We start from the raw sequence: 21,105 nt of genomic DNA, 5'->3' as shown, positions 1-21,105 counted from the left end.
TATGAAGAATAACCGCGATGTTATCCAAGCACTTGTCGATGCGTTTCCAACAGAACCCGTGTGTGTGGCTGATGCGCTGTCGGATGGGCGGTTTTTTCTGGATGAGAAATACGATGCCCTGTCCCGGCGGCTCGGTGAGATGTTCTGGTTGCCGGTGTCACATGCTTATGTCGTGTTCTGTTATGCGTATAGCGCGCTGTTTGGCATTCCAGATTTTACGCGTGAAGCCCTGATGCGCCAGCCCGATCGGTTTTCACAAAAGCGTTTGGCGCTGACGATTCGCTCGACGAGTGGTTTTGTACTGGATGGCTTTGGCTATGACCGCCGCACGGAGCGGTATCGCAAAGATATTTATTGGCCCGGTCCGGTTATTCGCACTGTGCATGTGGAGAGTCCCAGGCACAATAAGGCGCGAATTTCCAATCCGGCAATGGCGTATTTTGGGTATCATCTCATCCGCGCAGCGGAATGGCTTTTTGTGCATCGCGAGGATGCAGATTTTTCCAGAGAACGTCGGCGGCACTATGATTTTGTTGGTGACTTTTTCCGCACGGCTGATTATCCTTTTCCTGTGGATCGCCGCGACGCGAGGGAATTTTCGAGGCAGGTCGATGGGTTGCTGGCTGGGGATGACTGTGCGGATTGCTGGGACAACATCCGCCATGCGGCAAGAGATCTGGACGTGGATCTCGATTTCGAAGATCTCGCGTCTTTTTTGCCGAAACGCACGGGTGCGTTTTTTAAACAGGTTATTTTATAATTAGGTTATAATAGGGAGGCATGATATGTCGAAGAGCCTCTTTAATAAGGTCGCTCACTCTTTTTTCACTCTCTTCAAAAGGAGGCGTCACATGGCCCGGATAGAAATTGAATATTGCGCATCTTGAGGCTATGAACCACAATCCGTCGGGATGACGGATCAAATTGTCAATGCGTTTAAGCAGGATATCGAAGCTATTACCCTGATTCCGTCCAGCGGTGGTCGCTTTGAGGTTACGGTTGATGGCGAACTGGTGTTCTCCAAACTCAAGGAGAAACGCTTTCCAGAATACGAGGAAATTCAACCGCATATTCAAAGTCGCGTTTCGTGAATTGGGGATGCTGAAAATAAGTGAGCCGGGGCAAGAAAAGCTCCGGCTTAAAGGAGGCTTTCATGAGCGATCTCAATGTCGGCATTGTTGGACTCGGCTGGGTAGCTGGGGCACATATTGATACGTTTAAGGCGGTCAACGGTGCAAATGTCACGGCGATATGTTCTCGCCGGGATCACAACGAAGATGATCTTGCAGCAGAATACGGCACGCCTTTGAAGGCGTATAAAAATTACGATGAGATGATCGCAGATCCCGATATTCATATTATCGATATTTGCACGCCGCACAAATTTCACGCCGATCAAGCGGTTGCGGCTGCCGAGGCGGGCAAACACTTGCTGATCGAAAAGCCTATATGTCTGTCTTATGAGGATCTCAAACGGGTGCGCGATGCGATTGTAGCAGCCGGGGTGCAATCATGTGTGTGTTTTGAGTGTCGCTTTAGCGCGCACTTTTCTATGATCCGCTCGATTATTGACGAGGGGTTGCTCGGCGAGTTGCACTATGGCGAGGTTGATTACTATCACGGGATTGGTCCCTGGTATGGTCAATTTGAATGGAATGTGAAGAAGGATTTTGCCGGGTCGAGTTTGCTCACCGCGGGGTGTCACGCTCTGGATGCGTGTCTGTTCTTTATGGATGGCGATGTGGAGGAGGTGACCAGTCTGGCGACGAGATCGAGGTCCGAGATTTTTGAGCCGTATGAATACGATACCACCACGGTTTCTCTTCTCAAATTTGCCAATGGGAATGCGGCGAAGGTGACGTCGTGTGTCGATTGCTTGCAGCCCTATTATTTTCATATTCATCTTGTGGGTTCCGAAGGCAGCTTGCTGGACAATCGGATCTATTCGCACAAGTTGCACGGTATGAGCAAAGAGAGGTGGAGTACGCTGGAGACATCGCTGATTGACTCCGGCGATGTGGCAGATCATCCCTATGAGCCGCAGTTCCAGGCGTTTGTGGATGGTATCAATGCCAATGAGCCGATGCCGCGCACGAATTTTGATATTGCTTTTGAGACCCACCGCGTCAATTTTGCCGCTGATCTTTCGGCGTCGGAGGGCCGCACGGTCAATCTTTCGGAATTTGATTGATGGGATGATGAGAATCGCAGAAACCCACTCGCGAGGATGGCGGGTGGGTTTTTTTATTTTTCCGGGAGATTAAAGAGGAGGATGCCGGTTGCGACTGCGATGTTGAGCGATTCGACCGGGGCGGCCATGGGTATGGTGACGGTGTGGTGGGATAGGGCGAGGAGGTCGGGGTCGATGCCAAAGGCTTCGTTGCCGAGGAGGAGGGCAACGGGATTTTGGGTTTGGAGTTTGTGGAAAGAGATGCCGCTGGTGTGTGCTGCGATGATCCGGATGTTGCGCTGGCGGAGAGAGTGTAACAGGGCGGGTCCGTCCTGGAGGGGGAAGACGGGCATGCGAAAGATGGCGCCCATGGTGGCGCGCACGACTTTGGGGTTATAGACTTCGACCGATCCGCGGGTGAGAAAGATGCCTTTGCATCCGGCGGCTTCGGCTGTTCGCATGATGACGCCCAGGTTGCCGGGGTCAGAGATGCGGTCGAGGATGAGGAATGGGCCGTTGGTGTTGAGGACGGTTTTGGGATCATAGGTCGGCATGGATACCACGCCGAGTACGCCTTGCGGTGTGTCTGTGTCTGACATGTGTTTGAAGGCGCGCCAGTCGGTTTGCTGGATGGGGATGCGTTGTGCGAGAGTCGCCTGGTAGAGGTTTTCGAGGCGCGTGTTGCGGGCGATGCTTTCGCGACAGAAGATGAGTTGTTCGAGGGTGTCGCTGCTTTTGAGTGCTTCTTCGCATAGGCGAATGCCCTCTATGAGGTATTTTTGTTCTGCCTGACGCAGTTTGCGGCGTTTCAGGTTCAGAATTTTTTTGGCGTTTTTGATGGCCATGGGCTATGGGGTGTGGTTTTTGGTGATGGTGGCGCGCAATTCGCGCAGTTCTTCCCATATTGCTTTTTCGCGTTTGGACAGGCTCAAGAAGTAGAGCAGGATGGCGACCCATATGATGATGTACGCCGCGGTCATGTATTCGAGGTGTTGCATAAGTGCCTCCGTGAAAAAGTTATATTTCGGTTTTTAGTGATTCGAGTTCGTCCCGCGCTTTTGCGAGTGATACGCGCTTGAAGAGCAGGGCGAAAAAGAGCGCGAAGAAGGTGATGACGCAGAAGAAGAATGCCGTCTTCATGTCGGGCGGCAGGCTGATTTCTTCGCCGCGAACCACTTCCGGGTGGTGCGTGCGCCACAGTTTGGTGGCGTAGTGGATGAAAGGTACGTTGAGGAAGCCGATTATACCGAGTACTGCGCGAAAGCGCGCACTTTGAACCGGGTCTTCGAGGTAGGTGCGCAACATGTGATACGCCGCGAGGATGAGCCAGAGTATGAGGGTGAGGGTGAGTTGCGCATCCCAGACCCACCACGCGCCCCAGATGGGTTTTGCCCAGATTGCACCTGTGATTAAGACCAGGGTGCCAAAGAGCAAGCTCACTTCGGCTGAGCAGGCGGCCCACAGGTCACAGTTTTTGTCGCGTTTCCAGAGATAGAAGATGCTGAAGATAAAGCAGAGAAAGCTGCCCAGGAACATTGAGAATGCAGATGGGACGTGGTAGTAGAAGATCTTTTGTGCCAGTCCCATTTCTTTTTCTATTCCGGCGTATATGAATACCAGATAGGGCGCGATAGATAGGCAGATGAGCGCGAGGATGCCGAAGACAAATGGAAGGATGTAGGGTTTTGGGGGCATTGTCAATCCTCCAGGACATATTCAAATAAGAGCAGGCAGGCGGCGATGTAGAGTGCGACAAAGGCTCCGCTGAGGACGAGCCAGTCTGTGATTTCACTACCTTCGAGAACAGCGCGAAAGGATTCAATGGCTGCGAGAAGTGCCGGGATGAAGATGGGCAGTGTGAGCAGGGGCAAGAAGGCTTCTCGCAGTCGGGTGTTGAGCGACATGGCAGAGAAGAGGGTGCCAATGGTCGCAAGACCGAGGGTGCCCAGCAAGATGGGCAGAATTAGACGGGGGAGTGCTTGTGCGATTTCCAGGTTGAGAAAGATGACGAGGATGGGCAAGATGAGTGCCTGGAGTATGAGCATGGTGAGAGTGTTGCCCAGCATTTTGCCCAAAAATATCGCGCCCGGGTCTGTGGGTGTGAGGCGCAATCCCATCAGGCAGTCGTTTTGTGTTTCGATGGCATAAGATCGGCTGAGGCCCAGCAGTCCTGCAAAAGCCGTGGCTATCCAGAAGATGCCGGGGGCTACTGTTTTTATGATTGGGGATCCGGGTTCATATATAAAATTGAAGATGATGACGACCAGAAATGCGAAGAAGGCCATGGCGCTGAGGCGTTCTCTGGTGCGCCATTCGGTTTTGAGGTCTTTTTGGAGAATGGCGAGGGTTTGTGTAAAGAAAAGAGGCATTTTCAAAGGGTGGTTTTGTTTTCGTAGAGGGTTTGCAATTCGGAATCACGGATGTCTTTTGTCGATGCTTCGTGTACCAATTGGCCCTGGTAGAGGATGCCAAAGTGGTCTGCGAGCGCGAGGCCCCGCGCGAGGTCGTGTGTGACGAGGAAGATGGTGCGTCCTTCTGCTTTGAGGTCGGTGATTATGCTGGATAATACCGACTGAGCCGATGTGTCGAGGCCGGTGAAGGGTTCGTCGAGCAAGAGGATCGATGGGTGGTGAAAGATGGCCCGGGCTATGGCCAGTCGCTGCTTCATGCCCCGTGAGTATTTGTGTATCCGGTCGCGCTGGCGGTTTTTCAGACCAACGGTGAGGAGGATTTCTTCAATGCGGGTATTGAGGTTTTGAAGGCCGTACATGCGTCCGTAGAATGCGAGATTTTCTCGCGCTGTGAGGTCGTCGTAGAGCATGGTTTGATGCGAGATGAAGCCGATGTTTTTGCGTATTTCCTGCGGATTGCGCCGGGTGTTTATACCGCTGACCCAGATGTCGCCCGATGATGGTTTTGATAGTGTGGCGATGAGGCGCAACAGGGTTGTTTTACCAGCTCCGTTTGGGCCAAAGAGTGCAAAAATACATCCCGTTGGTACGGTGAGGTTTATATCTTGCAGGGCCGTGATATGACCAAAACGGCGGGTTGTGTTCTGTATGATGATGGCCGATGTGTTCATTAGTTGCTATCTGATAGATCAATGACTTCGGCTTTGAGGGCATTGCGCCTGTTTTTGTAATCGGGTTCTGAGAGGTTGCCGTTTTCATATCGCTCGTCGAGGTCGGCGATTTGTTCGAGGAGTATTGTGCGACGATTGGGCGTTGTTTTGAGCGTGCGCATGTACAGGACGAGGATTGCGAGTGCGACCACACTGGCTACGGCGATCCATATTGGGGTTTGCGAATTGAATGCGAATGTGGTCTCGGGTGATGAGAGTGCGATGTCGATCTGTGTGCCAGGCGCGAGTTGTTCGGCGCCAAAGCGCTGAAAGACATGGTCGCCCAGGGTTATGCCGCCGAGGTCTCGAAGTACTGTTGTGGAGACGGGGGTATCGGCCGGCTGGACGAACAAGTCCATGCCCGCAGTGGGATAGGTGATGCGTTGTGTGATGCGGTTGGATGGGGGTATGGCAAATGTGAAGAAGGTCTGGCTATTTCCGGGGATGATGGGGCGTGGATCTACGAGCAATGTGCCGTGCAGGTGTACGCCTTGCGGTGCGCGGATGAAGTCGGTTACGCCGTCGGGCAGGGGTATTTCCAGGCCGTGACCGTGGTCGCCGCCCGTGAGGTAGGTGCGGTCGCCGTGGTTGTGTACGATGAAAATATATGTGACTGTGCCAGCCTGGGCATCGAGGAGGATGTGGTGTGAAGATAGGGATATGGCGGTGTCGGATTCCGTGGTTTCAAATACGGGGATGTCAACGGTGTCGCCCGCAGGTGCCGGGTTGCCCGGGTAGTCTATGCCGTTGTATCGGGCAAATAGCATGGGCGGTGGTTCGGCGCCCGGGTCTGAGGGAACGTCGAGGATGAATTGACCTTTGCTGTCGGTGGTGTCGCGCATTACAGTGACGTCTCCAGTCTCATGGAGGATGTACGAGACTTCGACATCGGGTTCAGGACGGTTGAGGGTCTGGTTGATGACGCGACCCGTAAGCGCGAAGGTAGGGGTGGTGATAAGAAGTGTGAGGAATGCGATGAGGGATATAAATGGTTGCATTTTGTTCTCGCGTTTCAAGTCACGCATCTAATATGCGCTGAAATGCCTCGAGATTGGGCACCTGTATCGCCGCACGGTGCAACTGCTTGAGGCGTTGCAAATCGTCTATGACGGCAATGCGGGTGAATAGGGGGTGTGTCTCGGGCATATCAAATCGGATCTCCAACACATCGAGAAGATCTTCAATGGCACGTTGCCTGCCTCCCTGCTCAATACCTTGCTCAATACCTTGCTCAATACCTTGCTCTATGCCTTCTCGCTTAAAGTATTGAATAAGGGATGATTCGCGGATCAGATCCATGAGACCCTCCTTCATAATGATTTCAGAAATCGTTTCAGATTCATACACCAACTCGCTTAAGGTCGCCATGCATGCCAGATAATTGGCCTTGCGCGTCCGTTCTATGCGGCTCGTCTGAGCCGTGTGAATACACTGATGCAACCAGGCTTCCGAAGCCATTCCTTCAGGTGGCTTCATCAATGGCGTGAAAGGAATCAGACCCGAATGCCCCGTATTTAGGATGCGTTGGCCTTCTATTTCGATCAGCCGAATCACATTGTACTGAATCACCACGCGATAGCCAAGCTGGGCTTGCTCATAGAATCCAGGATCGCGCTGCCCAGCATTGGGTCGCAGGTAGATGACATTGGAATAGATCGGCAGACCGTGATGCTCAATGGCGCGTCCGATATACCCTGCCATGCGGCGCGGCATAGGCGGATTGGTGCTGTCGGTAGTTTGAAACTCGTTATGTACCAACGCCTCTTCGTCGCCGATTCTCACGCGGATGAAGCTATCGGCCTGTCGCGCTTCAACTGTGAGTTGCTCCGTGTCAATGACTTCAATTACCTCGATGTCGTCTCGTGCGAGGGCAAAATGTGCGAAGTGGTCGGGATAGTGTTGAATGAGGTATTTGGAGATGATGTCAATATCTGCCATAAGAGATGCCCCGGATCTGAAGGTTAGCGTCTTTTTGGAATACACGCAACTGTCAGAATCCAAAGCAAATATCAGGCCAATGTCACAGCATCGCACGACAAATAGTATAGAGAGTACTTAAATACCCTTATTTATGTCTTCAATATGCTGTATTGTGCCCTTTTTTACAACCTGAATTTGTGGTTCGCCCGTTTGGTGCAGAACAATATCGTGTACATTTTGAGCGATGAATGGGCGGTCAGGTGAAAGATATGTACCGCTTGACCAGGTGGCTGCTGGGATGATTCTTGCGTAATCTATAACTTCTGATAAACAACAACGGCTACGTCTTCCGAGGCGTAGCCTTTTCTCATTGCGTCAACACATTGACGCAGCCACGCTTTCAAACTGCTCTAAATTCTCGTCTTTCCATTAGCCACAAGCCCTTTTGCAAATAACCTTGACGTGTGCATCATTTGTGCATACATTTGTTTCAGGAATTATCAATGGGATCCAGAAAAAGCAGAATCTAATTTCCTTACACATAGTGTTGATTTCGCTGACTCAGTAGGCGTATTTGAGGATATCTGGGCATTGACCTTGAAAGAAGAGATTGAATCGGGTGAGCAACGATTTGTCACTCTTGGCACCGATTTCTTTGGACGCATTTTGGTTGTCGTTTATACATATCGAAATGAAGACATCCGTTTAATTTCCGCTCGTCCCGCAACGCGTCGGGAAAGGAGAATATATGAGCAAAAAAGAACATCATTTTGAGACCGCCCAACAAGGCTCTGTCGTTCAGCCGTCACCCGGCAAGACGCGCATCACCATCCGCCTTGATACAGACATTCTGAATTGGTTTAAGAGACAGGTTCACGAAGCAGGGGGCGGAAATTATCAGACGCTTGTGAACCAGGCCCTCAGAGAACACATCCAGGCTAACAATGGCGCATTGGAACAAACACTGCGCAAAGTCATTCGCGAAGAACTCGGTTCACACGCAGTCTAACAAATTTGCATCCCAAAAACATTTGACAATGTATAAAATCTCGGGCTTGCCAATGGGGTGTACGTAATTCTAAAAATGAACCAAAACGAGGCCCCCAGTATGTCATCTACAAAACGGGATTTCGAGGGTGTCCGGGAACATCCCCATATCAGCACAAATAATCAGATTTTGGGCGGAGAGCCAATTATCAAAAATACGCGCACACCTGTTCGGGCGATTGTTGAAGTCTGGCGTTTGGGCACAAACCCCGAAAATATTCCAAACCACCTTCCACATTTGTCTTTGAGACAAGTTTTTGATGCCCTGAACTATTACAACGACCATCAAGAGGAAATAAAAAAATATATTAAAGAAAATCGCGTTCCCAACAGATTGATCAATCCCCCAACACACGCAACACAATGAGTTTATTTACATACTTGTTCACTTTTGAAGTCACACAGCGCGTTTACTTAATTCATAACTTCTGGCAAACAATAAAGGCTACGTCTTCCGAGGCGTAGCCTTTTCTCATTCCCTACTTCGGCATTATTCTATATGCTCCACGCCTTTCACCCGCGTTTTTTTCGGGTGCGGCGAATGGCGGCGATTTCTTTTTCTATCTGGTCGGAGATTCCCTGCGGTTTGGGCGCGGGACGGTCTGCCTGGCTGGAGGCTTTGTCGAGGGATTTGATGAGTTCTACGGCCTGCGCGGTATAACGGGCGCGGGTTTGCCGGTAGTCGTCTTCTTCGACTTTTCCCATGCGATGGTCAAAGTCGAGTTCGCGGATGGCTTCATAGACCATGTCGCGCTGTTCGATCAGTTCGCGGCGTCGCGCTTCTCTGCGGGAGATCTGGCTGATGGTGCTGGTATCGCGGGGGTCAAATAGGGGTGTGAATATGAAGAGCAAGATGCCCGCTGCGATGAGGATAAAAGCGGCAATGATCATTACTCGCGCTCCTTGAGGTCGCTTTCGAGGCGGTCGAGGTACGGGTCATCGCGCGCGGGTTCTGCGGCTGGTGTGGCGGGACTTTTTGTTTTTGACCAGGCGCGGAGTACGCTGCGTACGGCGAAGAATCCGATGAGGAGAACGAGGGGTGGCATGAGCCACGCTGTGAGGTTGAAGCCTTTGGCTGGCGGTTTGGAGAGGATTTCCAGGCCAAATTCACGTATATAAGCATCGACAATGGCCTGCGGCGTTTGACCGGAGGCCAGCATTTTTTTGATGCGTTCGTGCTGTTGTTGTGCATATCCGCAGATGCATTCGTCCAGTGGTCTGCGCGGGCAGTCGCCGCACAAGCAGGCGAGTTCTTTGCCGACTTCTTTGATCTGCTCCCGGGTTACTTCGGCGCGGGCGGGGATTGCGAAAAGGAGAAAGAATATTGGGATCAGGATTGCGGGCTTCATGCCATTGCCTCCCGCATTTGCAATGCCTGTTTTTCGCGTTTGTCGGGCCACATGACGATGATGGTGCCGATTGTGATGATCCACGCGCCTATCCAGACCCACATGACGAGGGGGTTGATGTACAGGTGAAAGAGGGCGACTTCTTCGCCCTCTCGCATGTTAACGCCCTGATAGAGCGCGTAGAGGTCTTCGCGCAGGTTGGATCGGATAGCGACTTCTGTGGTTCTTTGTTGATCTTGTCGCTTGTAATAGACTTTTTGGTGGGGCCACATGGTGCCCAGTCGCTGTCCGTGTTTATAGACGCCGAGTTGGGCCACGATGTCTGCGGTGAGTGGATTGGTGGATTCGGTAATGCCTTCATAGGTGAGGGTGTAGGGTCCGATTGTGGTGGATTCCATGTATTTGAGTTCGACCTGGGAATCTTTGTTGAATGCATTGCCGGTGAATCCGATGAAGAGCAGGACCACGCCAAAGTGGATGATGTAACCGCCGTATCGGCGGCGATTTCGCCGGGTGAGGTTGACGATTGCACGGAGATAGGATTCGCCAGAGCTGCTGCCGCGCGCGCGCGCGCCGCGGTGAAATTCGGTGATGATGGTGCCTGTGACAAAGCCGCAGAAGAGGAAGGAGATGATGGCGTAGATGTCGCGTACGCCGAGGGCGATGGCGACGATGCCGCAGATCAGTCCCATGATGCTCGATCCCGTGAAGTGTTTTCTCAGGCTTTTGCCCGAGGTGCGCCGCCAGGCGAGCAGCGGTCCTATGCCCGTGAGTACGAGCAGGAGCAGGCCAATGGGTACCATGACGGTGTTGAAGTAGGGGGGACCTACGGTGATTTTGTCGCCGGTAACGGCTTCGGAGATCACGGGAAACATGACGCCCCAGAAGACGGCGAATGTGGCGGTGAGGAAGAGCAGGTTGTTGAGCAAAAAACCACCCTCGCGGGAGATGGGGGATTCGTATTGGGTTCTGGTTTTGAGCAGGTCCAGGCGCGAGACGAGGAGGAGGCTTGAGAAGATGACGATCAGGACGACGAGGACGCCAAACCAGGGTCCAATGGGGGACTGGGCAAACGCGTGTACGGAAGATACGACGCCGCTTCGGGTGAGGAAGGTGCCGTAGATGCACAGGGTGTAGGTGGCGATGATGAGGACCATGTTCCAGATTTTAAGCATGCCTTTTTTTTCCTGGATCATGACGGAGTGCAAAAAGGCCGTGCCCGTTAGCCAGGGTAAGAGGGCGGCGTTTTCGACCGGGTCCCAACCCCAGTATCCGCCCCAGCCGAGTACGACATAAGCCCATTTGCCGCCGAGGAGTTGTCCCGTGCCCAGGAAGAACCAGGCGAGGAGGGTCCAGCGGCGGGTGGTGCGAATCCATTCTTCGTCGATTTGTCTGGATAAGAGAGCGGCCATTGCAAAGGCAAAGGGTACGGTAAAGCCGACGTAGCCGTGATAGAGCATGGGGGGGTGGATGGCCATGACGGGGTGGACGAGCAGGGGGTTCATGCCCGTTCCATCGGGCAGGGCGCGCGGCATGGTGACAAATGGATTTTCGTGGATGCAGATGAGCGCGAGGAAGAAGGTCAGTGTGAAGGACATGATGGCCGTGGCATAAGAGGCGAGGGGTCCGCGAAAGGCGCGGGTTTTGATGACGGCAAAGAATATGAATCCGGATAGGATCAATGCCCAGAGGAGGAGCGATCCCTGCATGCCGGACCAGACGGCTGTGAATTTGTAGCCGGTGGGCAGGTCGCGGCTGGAGTGAGTGGCGATGTAGTAGATGTCGAAGCGGTCTGTGAGGAAGAGCACTTCGAGGATGGCCATGGCGGAGAGGCAGAGTACAAAACCCGTGAGGACTGCGCGTTCCGTGCTCAGTATAAGGCCCATTCGCCGGGTTTTGGCTGCTAATATTGCGGCGATTACCGCATAAGCCGAGGTGAATAGGGCGAGGTAGAGAAGAAAGTTGCCGAGTTGTGGGAGCATGTGTTCGGGTCTCGTTTATTTATACGACGCTTTGATTTCTTCGTAGCTCTGGCTTTCGTATTTTGAAGGGCATTTGGCGAGCATGTCGTCGGCTACGAAGATGCCATTGGGTCCGATTTTGCCTTCGAGTACGACATCGGCTTCTTCGCGGAAGGTGTCGGGTACGACGCCGCTGTAGCGGATGGTGCGTTTGCTGGCAGATGGGTCCTGGTCGATGAGGTCAGCGATTTCAAATTCGACGGTGCGGTTGCCGTCGCGAGAGATGATGGAGCCAGGGATGACTTTGCCAGCGAGTTTGAAGCGGGTGTTGGCAAATTCCGTTTCGCGCGCTTGCAGTTCGGAGACGGTGAGGTAATACAGCGACATTTTTTCAGAGCTGTACACGATCATGGTGAGTAAGCTGGCGATAATGACGGCAAATCCGGCGATGAATTTTATTTTTTTCGTGGTCATTTCAGCCTCTACGTTTTTTGGCTACCAATGGGATTTCAGATGGTTAAAGATAGACAAGTCTCATGATATGAACAACTATTTTAAGCCCAGTTGTGCGCGATAGGCGATGTCTTCAACTTTGTTTTTGTTCCAGTAGTCGATCATTGTAGCATGCGTTTTGCGCGCTGTGGTCGTGGTCCAGCGACCCCGGCGTTGCGTGGATTCTTCCCAGCCGAGGATGGCGTGGGGGTAGTTTTTTTCAAAGGTTATGGCGAGTTTGCGGCCAATGGAGGTGTACGCGAGGGTGTAAACCGAGGTCTCGTCGTCTGCAGTGAGTTCTGCATTGGCGGTCTGGACATCGGGGAGGGTGTGTGTCAGGCGCTGGAATAGCATGCCGGGGATGATCTGGATTTCACCTGTGGGCAAGCGGTCGGGTGTCAGTCGGATACGCGTCCAGATTTCGTCTTCGAGGATGGCGCCGGGCAATGTGAGGTCGCGGTCGCCATCGCTTTGAAAGTACGATCGCAGTGTGGCTTTGTATTCGCCGTTGCGATGGTTTATTTGGGCAAAGGTGTGTCCGCACCATTCCTGAGCTGTGCTGGTGACTTTGAGTGTGCGCGTTTGGTCGGGGGCTACGGGTGTGAATACAGAGGTCATGATGGAGTAGGGATAGAGGCCCGTTGTAAATTGGCGCATGGCGTTGAGTTTGAGTACGGAGGTGCTCGGCCCGTCGCCGCGTTCGTGCTTTACGTGTTTGTCTGTGAGAAAGTTTTCGGTTACGAAGATGAGTACGGCGTCGCCGTCATAAATATCGCGATATTGCGCCTGTTTGAGTTCATAGCGGGTGATTTCTGCGAGCCCGGCGTACCATTGTTTTTTGAATGCGTCATCCCAGGGTTTTACTTCTGCATGGGTTGGGGCGAGGAAGATGATGGTGAAAAGGATGGTGATTAAGTGTCGCATTGTGTGCTCCTTTTGAGAGATATGGGTAGGGGTTAATATAGTACCGCGAAATTTTTGTATTGGTGGTATATTGGTATGTGCGCGGGCATGAATATAAACACGGAGTGATAATATGCGACCGAATTTTTTGATTTTCTGTGTGGATCAGATGCAGGCTTATTGCATGGGGTGTAGTGGGCATCCGGATGTACAGACGCCCAATCTGGATCGTCTGGCACAGGATGGGGTTCTGTTTCGCCGCAATTATTGCTCGCATCCGGTGTGCCAGCCGTCGCGGGCTTCTTTGATTACTGGATTGACGCCTTCGCAACACGGGTTGATACAAAATGGTATGAGTTTGTCTGAAGATATGCCGACTGTGACGGGGGCGTTGTCCAGGGCGGGGTACCGCACGCATGCGGCGGGCAAGTTGCATTTGCAGCCTTTTTCGGGTGGTGATTCCTGGGAGAACCGACATCGGTGGTATAGCGGTGAGGTGACCCATTTGCCCGAGGGATATTACGGTTTTGGCGAGACGGATTATGTGGGTGGACATGTGAATTACGTTTGTGGAGATTATCGAAATTGGTTGGAAGAAGAATATCCCGATGTCGCGCAAAAGGATCATCCGGAAGATGGTCCTTCAACATGTGTTCCCTATGCTCAGCTTTCGGCGTATCAGAATTTTGGCTATCAGACCTGGAAGATTGATCAGATTCCGGCTGAGTTGCATTACAATCACTGGATTACAGATCGCACAATGGCTTTTATAGATGGTTTGGGTGCGGGCGAAAATTTTTTTGCGTGGTGTTCTTTTCCCGATCCGCACCATCCGTTTGTGGCTTGCAGACCGTATAGTGAGATGTACGATCCCGGGGCTTTAACCTTGCCGGAGACGTTTGTTGTTGACGAAGACCCAGCTTCTGATAGTTTGCTGCGGAGAGTGGGTCCCGCATGGTTTAATGGCGATGAGGAGGATTTGCGGCAGGTGATGGCGCAGACTTATGGTATGATTTCGCATATTGACGATAATGTGGGTCGCGCGATTGATTTTTTGCAGGCGAAGGGTTTGTACGATAATACGGTTGTTGCTTTTATCGCAGATCACGGCGAGTACCTGGGGTCACACCATTTGTGGCATAAGACGCCCTATCAGTGGGATGAGTTGTTGCGCGTGCCGTATATCTGGAGGGTGCCCGGGGGGCGGACGGGTGTTTGCGATGATGTGGTGAGCAATCTGGATTTTGTGCCTACTGTGCTGGATTATGCGGGGGTAGATCAAAGTGCTATGCGGTTTCGGCGCGAGGATTGGGCTGTTGAGGGTTTTGAGTTGCCGGGGTGTTCGTTGAGAGGTTTTATTAATGATGGTACGGATATGTCCGATCGCGCGGCTTTGGTGGAGATGGGGTCCATGCGGACGCTGATCACAGAGCGCTATAAAATTGTGGTGGATGCTTCGGGTATTGGACATAATGTGCTGGTGGATCTGGAGAGTGATCCACGCGAGAAAGTAAATTTGTGGGATCATTCAGAGGCGCGGGATGTAAAGGCCGAGCTTCTGACGCGTTTGATGCGGGAGAGTATTCGCTGTGCGCGTATGGATAATCCCAGAATTACATCTGGTGCATGAACGAAAGGAGATACTATGGCTAACAAACCAAATGTTATTGTCTTTTTTACGGATCAACAGCGCTGGGATTGTATGGCAGCGCATGGCAATCCCCTCGGTATTACACCCAATCTGGATCGCGCGGCTCAGCACGGGACACATGTGTACAATAGTTTTACGTGTCAGCCCGTGTGCGGTCCGGCGCGTGCGTGTTTGCAGACGGGGATGTACGCGAGTGAGACGGGGGTGTATCGCAATGGGGTTGCGCTGAATCCGGATCACAAGACGCTTGCACAGTGTTTTAATGATGCGGGTTATCACACGGGATATATTGGGAAGTGGCATCTGGCGACGAGTGGACGCGGTTCTGTGCCCGTAAAAGCGCGCGGTGGGTACCAGTACTGGCTCGCGGCAAATGCGCTGGAGGGGACGTCTGATACGTATGATTGCGTTGTTTACGATCATGACAATCAGGAGGTGAAGTTGCCCGGTTATCGGGTGGATGCGCTGACCGATGCGGCGATTCGGTATGTGGATGAACATCAGAGTGATCCCTTTTATCTTTTTATTTCTTTTTTGGAACCGCATCACCAGAATCATCTGGACGATTATCCGCCGCCGGATGGGTACCGCGAGATGTATGCCGGGTACTGGACACCGCCTGATCTGGCGGGATTGCCCACGCATCCTTTGGCAGAAGGCGAGTATCCCGGCGCGGTTCCTGCAGGGGGGAGTACACAGCAGCATTTGGGCGGGTACTGGGGCATGATTAAGCGTTTGGATGAGGCTTATGGACGCTTGCTCGATGCGCTGAAGAGTTTGGGGTTGTTAGAGGATACGATTGTGCTGTTTACGTCTGATCACGCCTGCCATTTCCGCACCCGCAATAAGGAATACAAGCGTTCGTGTCACGAGAGTTCTATCCGCGTTCCAACGGTGTTGACGGGTGGTCCGTTTACGGGAGGGGGTACGTTGGGCGAGTTGGTGAGTCTGGTGGATTTGCCGCCTTCGCTGTTGGATGGCGCCGGGTTGGAGATTCCCGATCAGATGTCGGGGCGTTCCGTGCTTCCCATTTTGGGTGGTGGTGGTCGCTCGCTCGCAGATCCATGGCCGGATGATGTGTTTGTGCAGATTTCAGAGAGTGGTATTGGTCGTGCTGTTCGCACAAAGCGATGGAAGTACGCGGTCCAAAGCGATGCGGTGCCGCCCGGTGCAGAGGGTGCGAGGAGTTATGAGGAGGCGTATCTCTACGATCTGGAGGCAGATCCGTACGAGTTGCGCAATTTGATTGGCTATGAAAGCCACCGTCCGGTTGCAGATCGAATGAAGGCGCGGTTGCTGGGCTATATTCGGGATGTTGAAGGGTATGTTCCCGAGATTGTCGATGCGGAAGAACGGCAAGGTGGGCAACGGCGGGTGTCTGATGCCGAGGTTGAGAGTTAAAAATTAAGGAACGGTTACAACTGCTTGGCAGTTTATTGGGATGTGAGGAGCAGTCAGCAGTCAGGAACATGCGTTGTAGAGCCGTCATTGCGGCAGGGTTTTAGCCGCAATCCAGTGGGTGGCTGGGCGGGGACTGATAGCTATACAGGAGGCGATGAGAGATGTACATTCAAGATCAGGTTCATTACGATAATTTGGACGATGATATTTTGAGTTTTTACAGGGCGATTAGTGTGGATTCGATTCATCTCGAGTTGCGAGGTGGTCGCCCGCCTGCAAAGTCGGCTAAGCGCAGTAGTACGGGTGTGGCGAATACGGCGCTGGCACAACGGCTTCGCGCGGGGGAGGATTGTACAGAGGCGTTTGAGAAGGCGCGGGAGTTGGTGGAATCCCATGGTATGAAGTTGAATAATATTTTTATGCCGTGCTGGGAGGAGATTGCGCTGGCTATGGAAGATCGAGATGAGAAGATCGGATTCTGGTGCCAGATGCTGGAGTCGCTGGGGAGGGCGGGAATTCCGTGTTTGGGCTGGAATTTCAAGCCGATGGGGAATTTTCGGACGCCTTCGGATACGGGGCGCGGCGGGGTGAGATATAGTACGTTTGACTATGCGTATTTTAGTGAGAATCGGCCAGAGCAATTCAATCCCCCTGTTTCAGAGGAGACGATGTGGGCAAATATGGAGGCGTTTTTGCAGGCGGTGATTCCCGTTGCAGAAAAGGCGGGGGTGCGTATGGCGCTGCATCCGGATGATCCGCCGATTCCTGAGCCTTTGGGCGGTATTGCACAGATTTGTTCTTCGCTGGAGCAGTTCAGGCGCACGCTTTTTGAGATTGCGCCGGGCGAGCACAATGGGATGCTATTTTGCCAGGGGTGTATGACGGAGTTGCTGGGTGAGGGTGTTTACGATGCGATTGCCGAGATGGCTTCGAATAATAAGATTGTGTGGGTGCATTTCCGCAATGTGAAGGGCCAGTTGCCGCGGTTTGTCGAAGTTTTTATGGATGAGGGCGATATCGATATGAAGCGCGCGATGGCGGTTTATCGCGATAATGGGTTCAATGGTCCGTATATGATGGATCATACGCCGAGTTTTGCCCATTCCGCGTACACGAATTTGCACGGGAAGGCGTATGCGATTGGGTATATCCGCGCGTTGATCGACGATGTTTATGGGTGACGCAAATTCTGGAATTGACGACGTGAGATGGTGTAATTATCCTGTGCAGGCGAATTTTTGATGGGAGAAGGGAAGATGTTTGGATTTTTGAAACGGTATATGCACTGGTTGCACACGCGGTGGCCTTCGGGCACGGTGGAGAAGTTGCCCGAGATGCATGAGGATGGGGCAACGGCGGTGCCGGGGCTTTATATTGTGGGGGATTTGACGGGGATTCCGCTGTTGAAGTTTTCGTCGGATACGGGGGCGCGAGCCGTGCAGACGATTGTGGATGATGCGGGGTTTGAGAGGCGGACGCAGAGGGATGGGGTGCACGACCTGGTGATTATTGGTGGGGGTGTGTCGGGTATGGCGGCGGGTATTGAGGCGAGAAATCGGGGTTTGGATTTTGTGCTGTTGGAGGCGTCAGAGCGGTTTTCTACGGTGGTGAATTTTCCAAAGGCGAAGCCGATTTACACGTATCCGACGGATATGGTTCCGGCAGGTGATTTGCAGTTTTCGGATCGGGCAGATGTGAAGGAGCGGTTGTTGGATGAGTTGGAGGAGCGGACCGCGGATATTGCGCCGGTGTTTGCGCGGGCGGAGTGCGTGCAGCGAGAGGGGGATGTGTTGCGGGTGGTGATTCCCGAGGGTGAGGATTTGCTGGCGCACCGGGTGATTGTGGCGATTGGGCGGTCGGGCAATTTTAGAAAGTTAAATGTGCCGGGTGAGGATCTGGATAAGGTGATGAATCGGCTGCACGATCCCAAGGATTATGCGGATCAGGATGTGCTGGTGGTTGGTGGGGGTGATAGTGCGCTGGAGACGGCGATTGCAATTGCCGAGTCCGGCGGGCGGGTGACGCTGTCGTATCGGCGCGCGGAACTGAGCCGTCCCAAGCCCGAGAATGTGGAGAAGATTGAGGTGCTTTCGGGTGGGGAACACTTGCGAATGGCGCTGGCGAGTGAGGTGCGGGCGATTGGTGAGGATGAGGTGGTGCTTTCGACGGGTGAGGGTGATGAGACGATGCCCAATGATGCGGTGTTTTCGATGATTGGGCGCGAGGCGCCGCTGGATTTTTTCAGGCGTTCAGGTGTGCCGATTAGAGGGGAATGGCGCGTGGGCACGTGGGTGTCTTTTGCGCTGGTTATGCTGGCGTGTGTGTTTGTGTATCACTGGAAGACGGGTGCGGGGATTCCGATTTACGAGTGGTTTAAGGGGGCAGAGCTGTTTCCGTTTAATTTGATGCCAGCGGAGGATAAGTCGGGTCTTTTTGGGACGGTGTGGACGTCGATGACGCAGCCGGGGTTTTATTATTCGCTGGCGTATTGTGCGTGTGTGGTGGGGTTTGGGATTCGCAGGATTAATCGACGGCAGACGCCTTATGTGACGGTGCAGACGGTGACGCTGATGGTTATTCAGTGTGTGCCGCTGTTTTTGTTGCCGTATATTTTCTTGCCGTGGCTGGGTCACAATGGTTGGTTTTCCGATGGGGCTTTTTTAAAGCCTGTGGCCGATGCGTTGTTCCCGGCGTCGGAGTGGGATGCACACGGGCGGGAGTACTGGCGGAGTTTGGGCTTTATTCTGGCGTGGCCCCTGTTTTTCTGGAATGTGTTTACGAGTCAGCCGCTGGGGTGGTGGTTGGGTATTAGTCTGGTGCAGACTTTTGTGGTGATTCCGTTGATTATCTGGCGCTGGGGCAAGGGGGCTTATTGCGGGTGGATTTGTTCGTGCGGGGCACTGGCAGAGACGATGGGGGATATGCATCGGCAGAAGATGCCGCACGGTCCTGTTTGGAATCGGATGAATATGGTGGGGCAGGTGATTCTGGTTCTGGCTTTTGTGCTTCTGGCACTGCGGATTGCGGGCTGGTTGTTGCCGTATGACCACTGGGTGAATGCGGGGTATATGGGGCTGTTTATGGGGAAGGATGTGAATTGGGGCGGTCTGGTGTTTCCGCTGACGTTTTTGAATTATCAGTGGTTTGTGGATTTGTTTTTGGCGGGTATTATTGGGGTGGGTTTTTACTGGCATTTTAGCGGGCGGATGTGGTGCCGGTTTGCGTGTCCGTTAGCTGCGTTGATGCATGTTTATGCGCGGTTTTCGCGGTTTCGGATTTTTGCAGATAAGAAGAAGTGTATTTCGTGCAGTGTGTGTACGTCGGTGTGCCATCAGGGTATCGATGTGATGAATTTTGCGAATAAGGGTTTGCCTATGGAGGATCCGGAGTGCGTGCGGTGTTCGGCCTGTGTGCAGAGTTGTCCGACGGGTGTGTTGTCGTTTGGGCAGATTGATCCTGTGACCGGGCAGATCGCCAGGGTAGATGGGCTGGCAGCGTCTCGGGTGGTGATGGATGAAGTGTGAAGTACGTAGGGGCGGGTCCCCGTGCCCGCCCGTTTGTCATCGCGGCATGCTTAAAGCCGCGATCCAGAATGTTTTGGTTAATATAGAGCCGGGGGTAATTTTCACAGGAGGGCAGTAATGTTGAGAGTCATACGTTTGTTGTGTTTGGGATTGGTGTCGTCACTTGTGATGGCGGATACGGGTTTTGCCGAGAAGTACCAGATTGATCGGTCGCATTCGTCGGTCGGGTTTTCGATTCGGCACTTTGTGAGTCGCACGGCGGGCCGGTTTAATCAGTTTGGTGGCACGATTGATTACGATCCGGCTGCGCCCGAGAAGATGATGATTGAAACGACGATTCAGACAGGGAGTATCGATACGGGGAATCAGCGGCGCGACGATCATTTGCGCGGTGCAGATTTCTTTGAGGTGGAGACTTATCCGACGATTACATTTAAGAGTACGTCGGCTGTGAAGGAGGGTGAAAAGATTCTGGTGACGGGCGATTTGACGATGCACGGGGTGACGAAGAGTATTACGTTGCCAGTGACGGTGCTCGGTGTTGGTACGCATCCGCAGCGCGGCACACCTCTGGCTGGTTTTGAGACTGAGTTGACGCTGCTGTGTTCGGATTATGGCGTGAATAGCTGGGCGAATTTTGCCAATGTGCTGGGGGATGAGGTGCGGGTAAATATTACGATTGAAGCGGGTCCGCCGAGACAGGCTCGGGGTCAGCAGGGTCGTCGCGGTGGCGGCGGGCGCGGTGGTCAAGGTGGGCGTGGTGGGAATTGAGTAGGAGGGAAATCCTTTTCCCGATCCTTTACGCATCAATTGACCCTATCAAAACGGTCGTCATCGCTACAAAAAATCCCATCCTGTATTGTATTCAGGGTGGGATTTTTGATTTGTCCATATAGGCAGATCAATCAGGCTTTCCTGCGCTATTACAATTGTAGCAAATATCTGAACAATGATTGCGATTTTTAGTAGATGAGAGTGATACACGGGGAGTCTCCTTTCCAAATAAGAGCGTGTTTTAATTCCCATATCGGAAGCGCACTTCGCGTTCGACGCTCTTGCCACTGACCAGGTCGGTTACGATGATTTCGAGTGCATTGACGCCGGGTCTGACTTTGTTGAGTACGATTTCGACGTATTCGCGCTCGTCGGCATTCCGTCCCGTGCGTTCGTTGGTGATAGCCACCTGGGGTTTGCGAGTTCTAAAAATGGTGCGCAATCCCGCGGTCGCTGCGCCAACTACACCAACAGTGGGCATGGTGCTGGAGCGAATGCGGTATTCGGTTTTGTAACGAGTTTGTCCAAAGGTGTCTTTGGTCAGGTTATAGATTTCAAAGTAGGCATAGGCATTTTGCGTTGCGGCATAGCTGCGCGTGGGAATGGGAATGACCCACACGTCTTCTTTTTGGAATTTTGTCGCACCTTCTTCCGCGATGTTCAAGGCCAGTTGAATTTCACTGACCTGGAGTTCTGGGATTTGGTAGTCTCTAACTTCGAGTTCTTGCCGATAGAGACCGGTGCGTCCAGAGATGAGGTCTTTCATTTGTACTTGAAGTTCGTATTTGCCGG

General features: G+C 52.8%; 23 protein-coding genes and 1 pseudogene. 11 read left to right on the top strand and 13 right to left on the bottom strand.

The genetic code is table 11. The features are described 5' to 3' along the window. Position 1: 1 nt before the first annotated feature. The 3 genes and pseudogenes from OXH16_15450 to OXH16_15440 all read left to right on the top strand — a co-directional run bounded on the left by OXH16_15450 (position 2) and on the right by OXH16_15440 (position 2,191). Positions 2-760 (top strand): hypothetical protein, encoded by a 759-nt coding sequence (locus OXH16_15450; protein MCY3682795.1) that lies wholly within the window; start codon positions 2-4, stop codon positions 758-760. Positions 761-902: 142 nt separating this feature from the next. After that, positions 903-1,091, top strand: a pseudogene (locus tag OXH16_15445) (Rdx family protein). A gap of 62 nt (positions 1,092-1,153) precedes the next feature. Beyond that, positions 1,154-2,191 (top strand): Gfo/Idh/MocA family oxidoreductase, encoded by a 1,038-nt coding sequence (locus OXH16_15440; GenBank protein MCY3682794.1) that lies wholly within the window; start codon positions 1,154-1,156, stop codon positions 2,189-2,191. Between the two features lie 53 nt (positions 2,192-2,244). Here OXH16_15440 and OXH16_15435 read toward each other — a convergent pair whose 3' ends face one another. Genes OXH16_15435 through OXH16_15405 form a run of 7 tightly spaced genes read right to left on the bottom strand, consistent with a single transcriptional unit; the run spans position 2,245 to position 7,229 of the window. Then, positions 2,245-3,015, bottom strand: coding sequence for an RNA methyltransferase (locus OXH16_15435; protein MCY3682793.1), 771 nt, complete (start codon positions 3,013-3,015; stop codon positions 2,245-2,247). 3 nt (positions 3,016-3,018) lie between these two features. Further along, a complete protein-coding gene (locus tag OXH16_15430; GenBank protein MCY3682792.1) occupies positions 3,019-3,168 on the bottom strand; it encodes a CcmD family protein in 150 nt (49 codons plus the stop codon). Positions 3,169-3,187: 19 nt separating this feature from the next. Next, a complete protein-coding gene (ccsA, locus tag OXH16_15425; GenBank protein ID MCY3682791.1) occupies positions 3,188-3,865 on the bottom strand; it encodes a cytochrome c biogenesis protein CcsA in 678 nt (225 codons plus the stop codon). 2 nt (positions 3,866-3,867) lie between these two features. Next, positions 3,868-4,539, bottom strand: coding sequence for a heme exporter protein CcmB (locus tag OXH16_15420; protein ID MCY3682790.1), 672 nt, complete (start codon positions 4,537-4,539; stop codon positions 3,868-3,870). A 2-nt stretch (positions 4,540-4,541) separates the two neighbouring features. Continuing rightward, a complete protein-coding gene (locus OXH16_15415) occupies positions 4,542-5,252 on the bottom strand; it encodes an ABC transporter ATP-binding protein (GenBank protein MCY3682789.1) in 711 nt (236 codons plus the stop codon). Further along, positions 5,252-6,289 (bottom strand): hypothetical protein, encoded by a 1,038-nt coding sequence (locus OXH16_15410; GenBank protein ID MCY3682788.1) that lies wholly within the window; start codon positions 6,287-6,289, stop codon positions 5,252-5,254. Before OXH16_15410 ends, OXH16_15415 begins: the two co-directional genes overlap by 1 nt. 19 nt (positions 6,290-6,308) lie before the next feature. Further along, a complete protein-coding gene (locus OXH16_15405) occupies positions 6,309-7,229 on the bottom strand; it encodes a hypothetical protein (GenBank protein ID MCY3682787.1) in 921 nt (306 codons plus the stop codon). Positions 7,230-7,694: 465 nt separating this feature from the next. Between OXH16_15405 and OXH16_15400 the strand changes: the two genes are divergently transcribed. From OXH16_15400 to OXH16_15390, 3 genes are all read left to right on the top strand, one after another. Continuing rightward, on the top strand, positions 7,695-7,985 hold the full coding sequence (locus OXH16_15400) for a BrnT family toxin (GenBank protein ID MCY3682786.1): 291 nt from the start codon (positions 7,695-7,697) through the stop codon (positions 7,983-7,985). Next, complete coding sequence (locus OXH16_15395) at positions 7,960-8,220, top strand: BrnA antitoxin family protein (GenBank protein MCY3682785.1); 261 nt, start codon at positions 7,960-7,962, stop codon at positions 8,218-8,220. Before OXH16_15400 ends, OXH16_15395 begins: the two co-directional genes overlap by 26 nt. Positions 8,221-8,319: 99 nt before the next feature. Beyond that, entirely contained in the window at positions 8,320-8,625 is a 306-nt protein-coding gene (locus tag OXH16_15390) for a DUF433 domain-containing protein (protein ID MCY3682784.1), read from the top strand. Between the two features lie 146 nt (positions 8,626-8,771). Here the strand turns inward: OXH16_15390 and OXH16_15385 are convergent, their stop codons facing one another. The 5 genes from OXH16_15385 to OXH16_15365 all read right to left on the bottom strand — a co-directional run bounded on the left by OXH16_15385 (position 8,772) and on the right by OXH16_15365 (position 12,984). Continuing rightward, complete coding sequence (locus tag OXH16_15385; GenBank protein ID MCY3682783.1) at positions 8,772-9,149, bottom strand: hypothetical protein; 378 nt, start codon at positions 9,147-9,149, stop codon at positions 8,772-8,774. Then, positions 9,149-9,607 carry a cytochrome c-type biogenesis protein CcmH gene (locus OXH16_15380; GenBank protein MCY3682782.1) on the bottom strand — a complete coding sequence of 153 codons (459 nt, stop codon included), beginning with the start codon at positions 9,605-9,607 and terminating at the stop codon, positions 9,149-9,151. The genes OXH16_15385 and OXH16_15380 overlap by 1 nt, the downstream gene beginning before the upstream one ends. Continuing rightward, positions 9,604-11,589 carry a heme lyase CcmF/NrfE family subunit gene (locus tag OXH16_15375; GenBank protein ID MCY3682781.1) on the bottom strand — a complete coding sequence of 662 codons (1,986 nt, stop codon included), beginning with the start codon at positions 11,587-11,589 and terminating at the stop codon, positions 9,604-9,606. The genes OXH16_15380 and OXH16_15375 overlap by 4 nt, the downstream gene beginning before the upstream one ends. A gap of 15 nt (positions 11,590-11,604) precedes the next feature. After that, the gene (locus tag OXH16_15370) at positions 11,605-12,042 is read right to left on the bottom strand and encodes a cytochrome c maturation protein CcmE (GenBank protein ID MCY3682780.1); all 438 of its coding nucleotides are present in this window, start codon (positions 12,040-12,042) and stop codon (positions 11,605-11,607) included. A gap of 75 nt (positions 12,043-12,117) precedes the next feature. Further along, complete coding sequence (locus tag OXH16_15365) at positions 12,118-12,984, bottom strand: septum formation inhibitor Maf (protein ID MCY3682779.1); 867 nt, start codon at positions 12,982-12,984, stop codon at positions 12,118-12,120. Positions 12,985-13,096: 112 nt separating this feature from the next. Here OXH16_15365 and OXH16_15360 point away from each other — a divergent pair, with 112 nt between their 5' ends. The 5 genes from OXH16_15360 (at position 13,097) to OXH16_15340 (ending at position 20,310) form a co-directional block, all read left to right on the top strand. Next, complete coding sequence (locus tag OXH16_15360) at positions 13,097-14,593, top strand: sulfatase-like hydrolase/transferase (GenBank protein ID MCY3682778.1); 1,497 nt, start codon at positions 13,097-13,099, stop codon at positions 14,591-14,593. A gap of 15 nt (positions 14,594-14,608) precedes the next feature. Then, positions 14,609-16,015: a sulfatase-like hydrolase/transferase gene (locus OXH16_15355; protein MCY3682777.1), complete on the top strand. Its 1,407-nt coding sequence runs from the start codon at positions 14,609-14,611 to the stop codon at positions 16,013-16,015. A gap of 161 nt (positions 16,016-16,176) precedes the next feature. Then, complete coding sequence (locus tag OXH16_15350; GenBank protein MCY3682776.1) at positions 16,177-17,196, top strand: mannonate dehydratase; 1,020 nt, start codon at positions 16,177-16,179, stop codon at positions 17,194-17,196. Positions 17,197-17,271: 75 nt separating this feature from the next. Then, positions 17,272-19,539 (top strand): NAD(P)-binding domain-containing protein, encoded by a 2,268-nt coding sequence (locus OXH16_15345; protein MCY3682775.1) that lies wholly within the window; start codon positions 17,272-17,274, stop codon positions 19,537-19,539. Between the two features lie 117 nt (positions 19,540-19,656). Continuing rightward, positions 19,657-20,310, top strand: coding sequence for a YceI family protein (locus OXH16_15340; protein ID MCY3682774.1), 654 nt, complete (start codon positions 19,657-19,659; stop codon positions 20,308-20,310). A 244-nt stretch (positions 20,311-20,554) separates the two neighbouring features. On the opposite strand, the gene OXH16_15335 is transcribed toward OXH16_15340, so the two are convergent. Beyond that, on the bottom strand, positions 20,555-21,105 hold a 551-nt coding region (locus OXH16_15335; GenBank protein MCY3682773.1), incomplete at its 5' end, for a hypothetical protein.

The sequence above is a fragment of the Gemmatimonadota bacterium genome (assembly GCA_026705765.1).
GTDB lineage: Bacteria > Latescibacterota > UBA2968 > UBA2968 > UBA2968 > VXRD01.
Note: the sequence above shows the minus strand (reverse complement) of the source record. Positions and strands in the feature narration are given on the sequence as shown.

Bases quoted from the DNA above. Each gene is read 5' to 3' on its own strand.
- OXH16_15450 (MCY3682795.1), top strand. From the start codon at position 2: ATGAAGAATAACCGCGATGTTATCCAAGCACTTGTCGATGCGTTTCCA.
- OXH16_15440 (MCY3682794.1), top strand. From the start codon at position 1,154: ATGAGCGATCTCAATGTCGGCATTGTTGGACTCGGCTGGGTAGCTGGG.
- OXH16_15435 (MCY3682793.1), bottom strand. From the start codon at position 3,015: ATGGCCATCAAAAACGCCAAAAAAATTCTGAACCTGAAACGCCGCAAA.
- OXH16_15430 (MCY3682792.1), bottom strand. From the start codon at position 3,168: ATGCAACACCTCGAATACATGACCGCGGCGTACATCATCATATGGGTC.
- ccsA (MCY3682791.1), bottom strand. From the start codon at position 3,865: ATGCCCCCAAAACCCTACATCCTTCCATTTGTCTTCGGCATCCTCGCG.
- OXH16_15420 (MCY3682790.1), bottom strand. From the start codon at position 4,539: ATGCCTCTTTTCTTTACACAAACCCTCGCCATTCTCCAAAAAGACCTC.
- OXH16_15415 (MCY3682789.1), bottom strand. From the start codon at position 5,252: ATGAACACATCGGCCATCATCATACAGAACACAACCCGCCGTTTTGGT.
- OXH16_15410 (MCY3682788.1), bottom strand. From the start codon at position 6,289: ATGCAACCATTTATATCCCTCATCGCATTCCTCACACTTCTTATCACC.
- OXH16_15405 (MCY3682787.1), bottom strand. From the start codon at position 7,229: ATGGCAGATATTGACATCATCTCCAAATACCTCATTCAACACTATCCC.
- OXH16_15395 (MCY3682785.1), top strand. From the start codon at position 7,960: ATGAGCAAAAAAGAACATCATTTTGAGACCGCCCAACAAGGCTCTGTC.
- OXH16_15390 (MCY3682784.1), top strand. From the start codon at position 8,320: ATGTCATCTACAAAACGGGATTTCGAGGGTGTCCGGGAACATCCCCAT.
- OXH16_15385 (MCY3682783.1), bottom strand. From the start codon at position 9,149: ATGATCATTGCCGCTTTTATCCTCATCGCAGCGGGCATCTTGCTCTTC.
- OXH16_15380 (MCY3682782.1), bottom strand. From the start codon at position 9,607: ATGAAGCCCGCAATCCTGATCCCAATATTCTTTCTCCTTTTCGCAATC.
- OXH16_15375 (MCY3682781.1), bottom strand. From the start codon at position 11,589: ATGCTCCCACAACTCGGCAACTTTCTTCTCTACCTCGCCCTATTCACC.
- OXH16_15370 (MCY3682780.1), bottom strand. From the start codon at position 12,042: ATGACCACGAAAAAAATAAAATTCATCGCCGGATTTGCCGTCATTATC.
- OXH16_15365 (MCY3682779.1), bottom strand. From the start codon at position 12,984: ATGCGACACTTAATCACCATCCTTTTCACCATCATCTTCCTCGCCCCA.
- OXH16_15360 (MCY3682778.1), top strand. From the start codon at position 13,097: ATGCGACCGAATTTTTTGATTTTCTGTGTGGATCAGATGCAGGCTTAT.
- OXH16_15355 (MCY3682777.1), top strand. From the start codon at position 14,609: ATGGCTAACAAACCAAATGTTATTGTCTTTTTTACGGATCAACAGCGC.
- OXH16_15350 (MCY3682776.1), top strand. From the start codon at position 16,177: ATGTACATTCAAGATCAGGTTCATTACGATAATTTGGACGATGATATT.
- OXH16_15345 (MCY3682775.1), top strand. From the start codon at position 17,272: ATGTTTGGATTTTTGAAACGGTATATGCACTGGTTGCACACGCGGTGG.
- OXH16_15340 (MCY3682774.1), top strand. From the start codon at position 19,657: ATGTTGAGAGTCATACGTTTGTTGTGTTTGGGATTGGTGTCGTCACTT.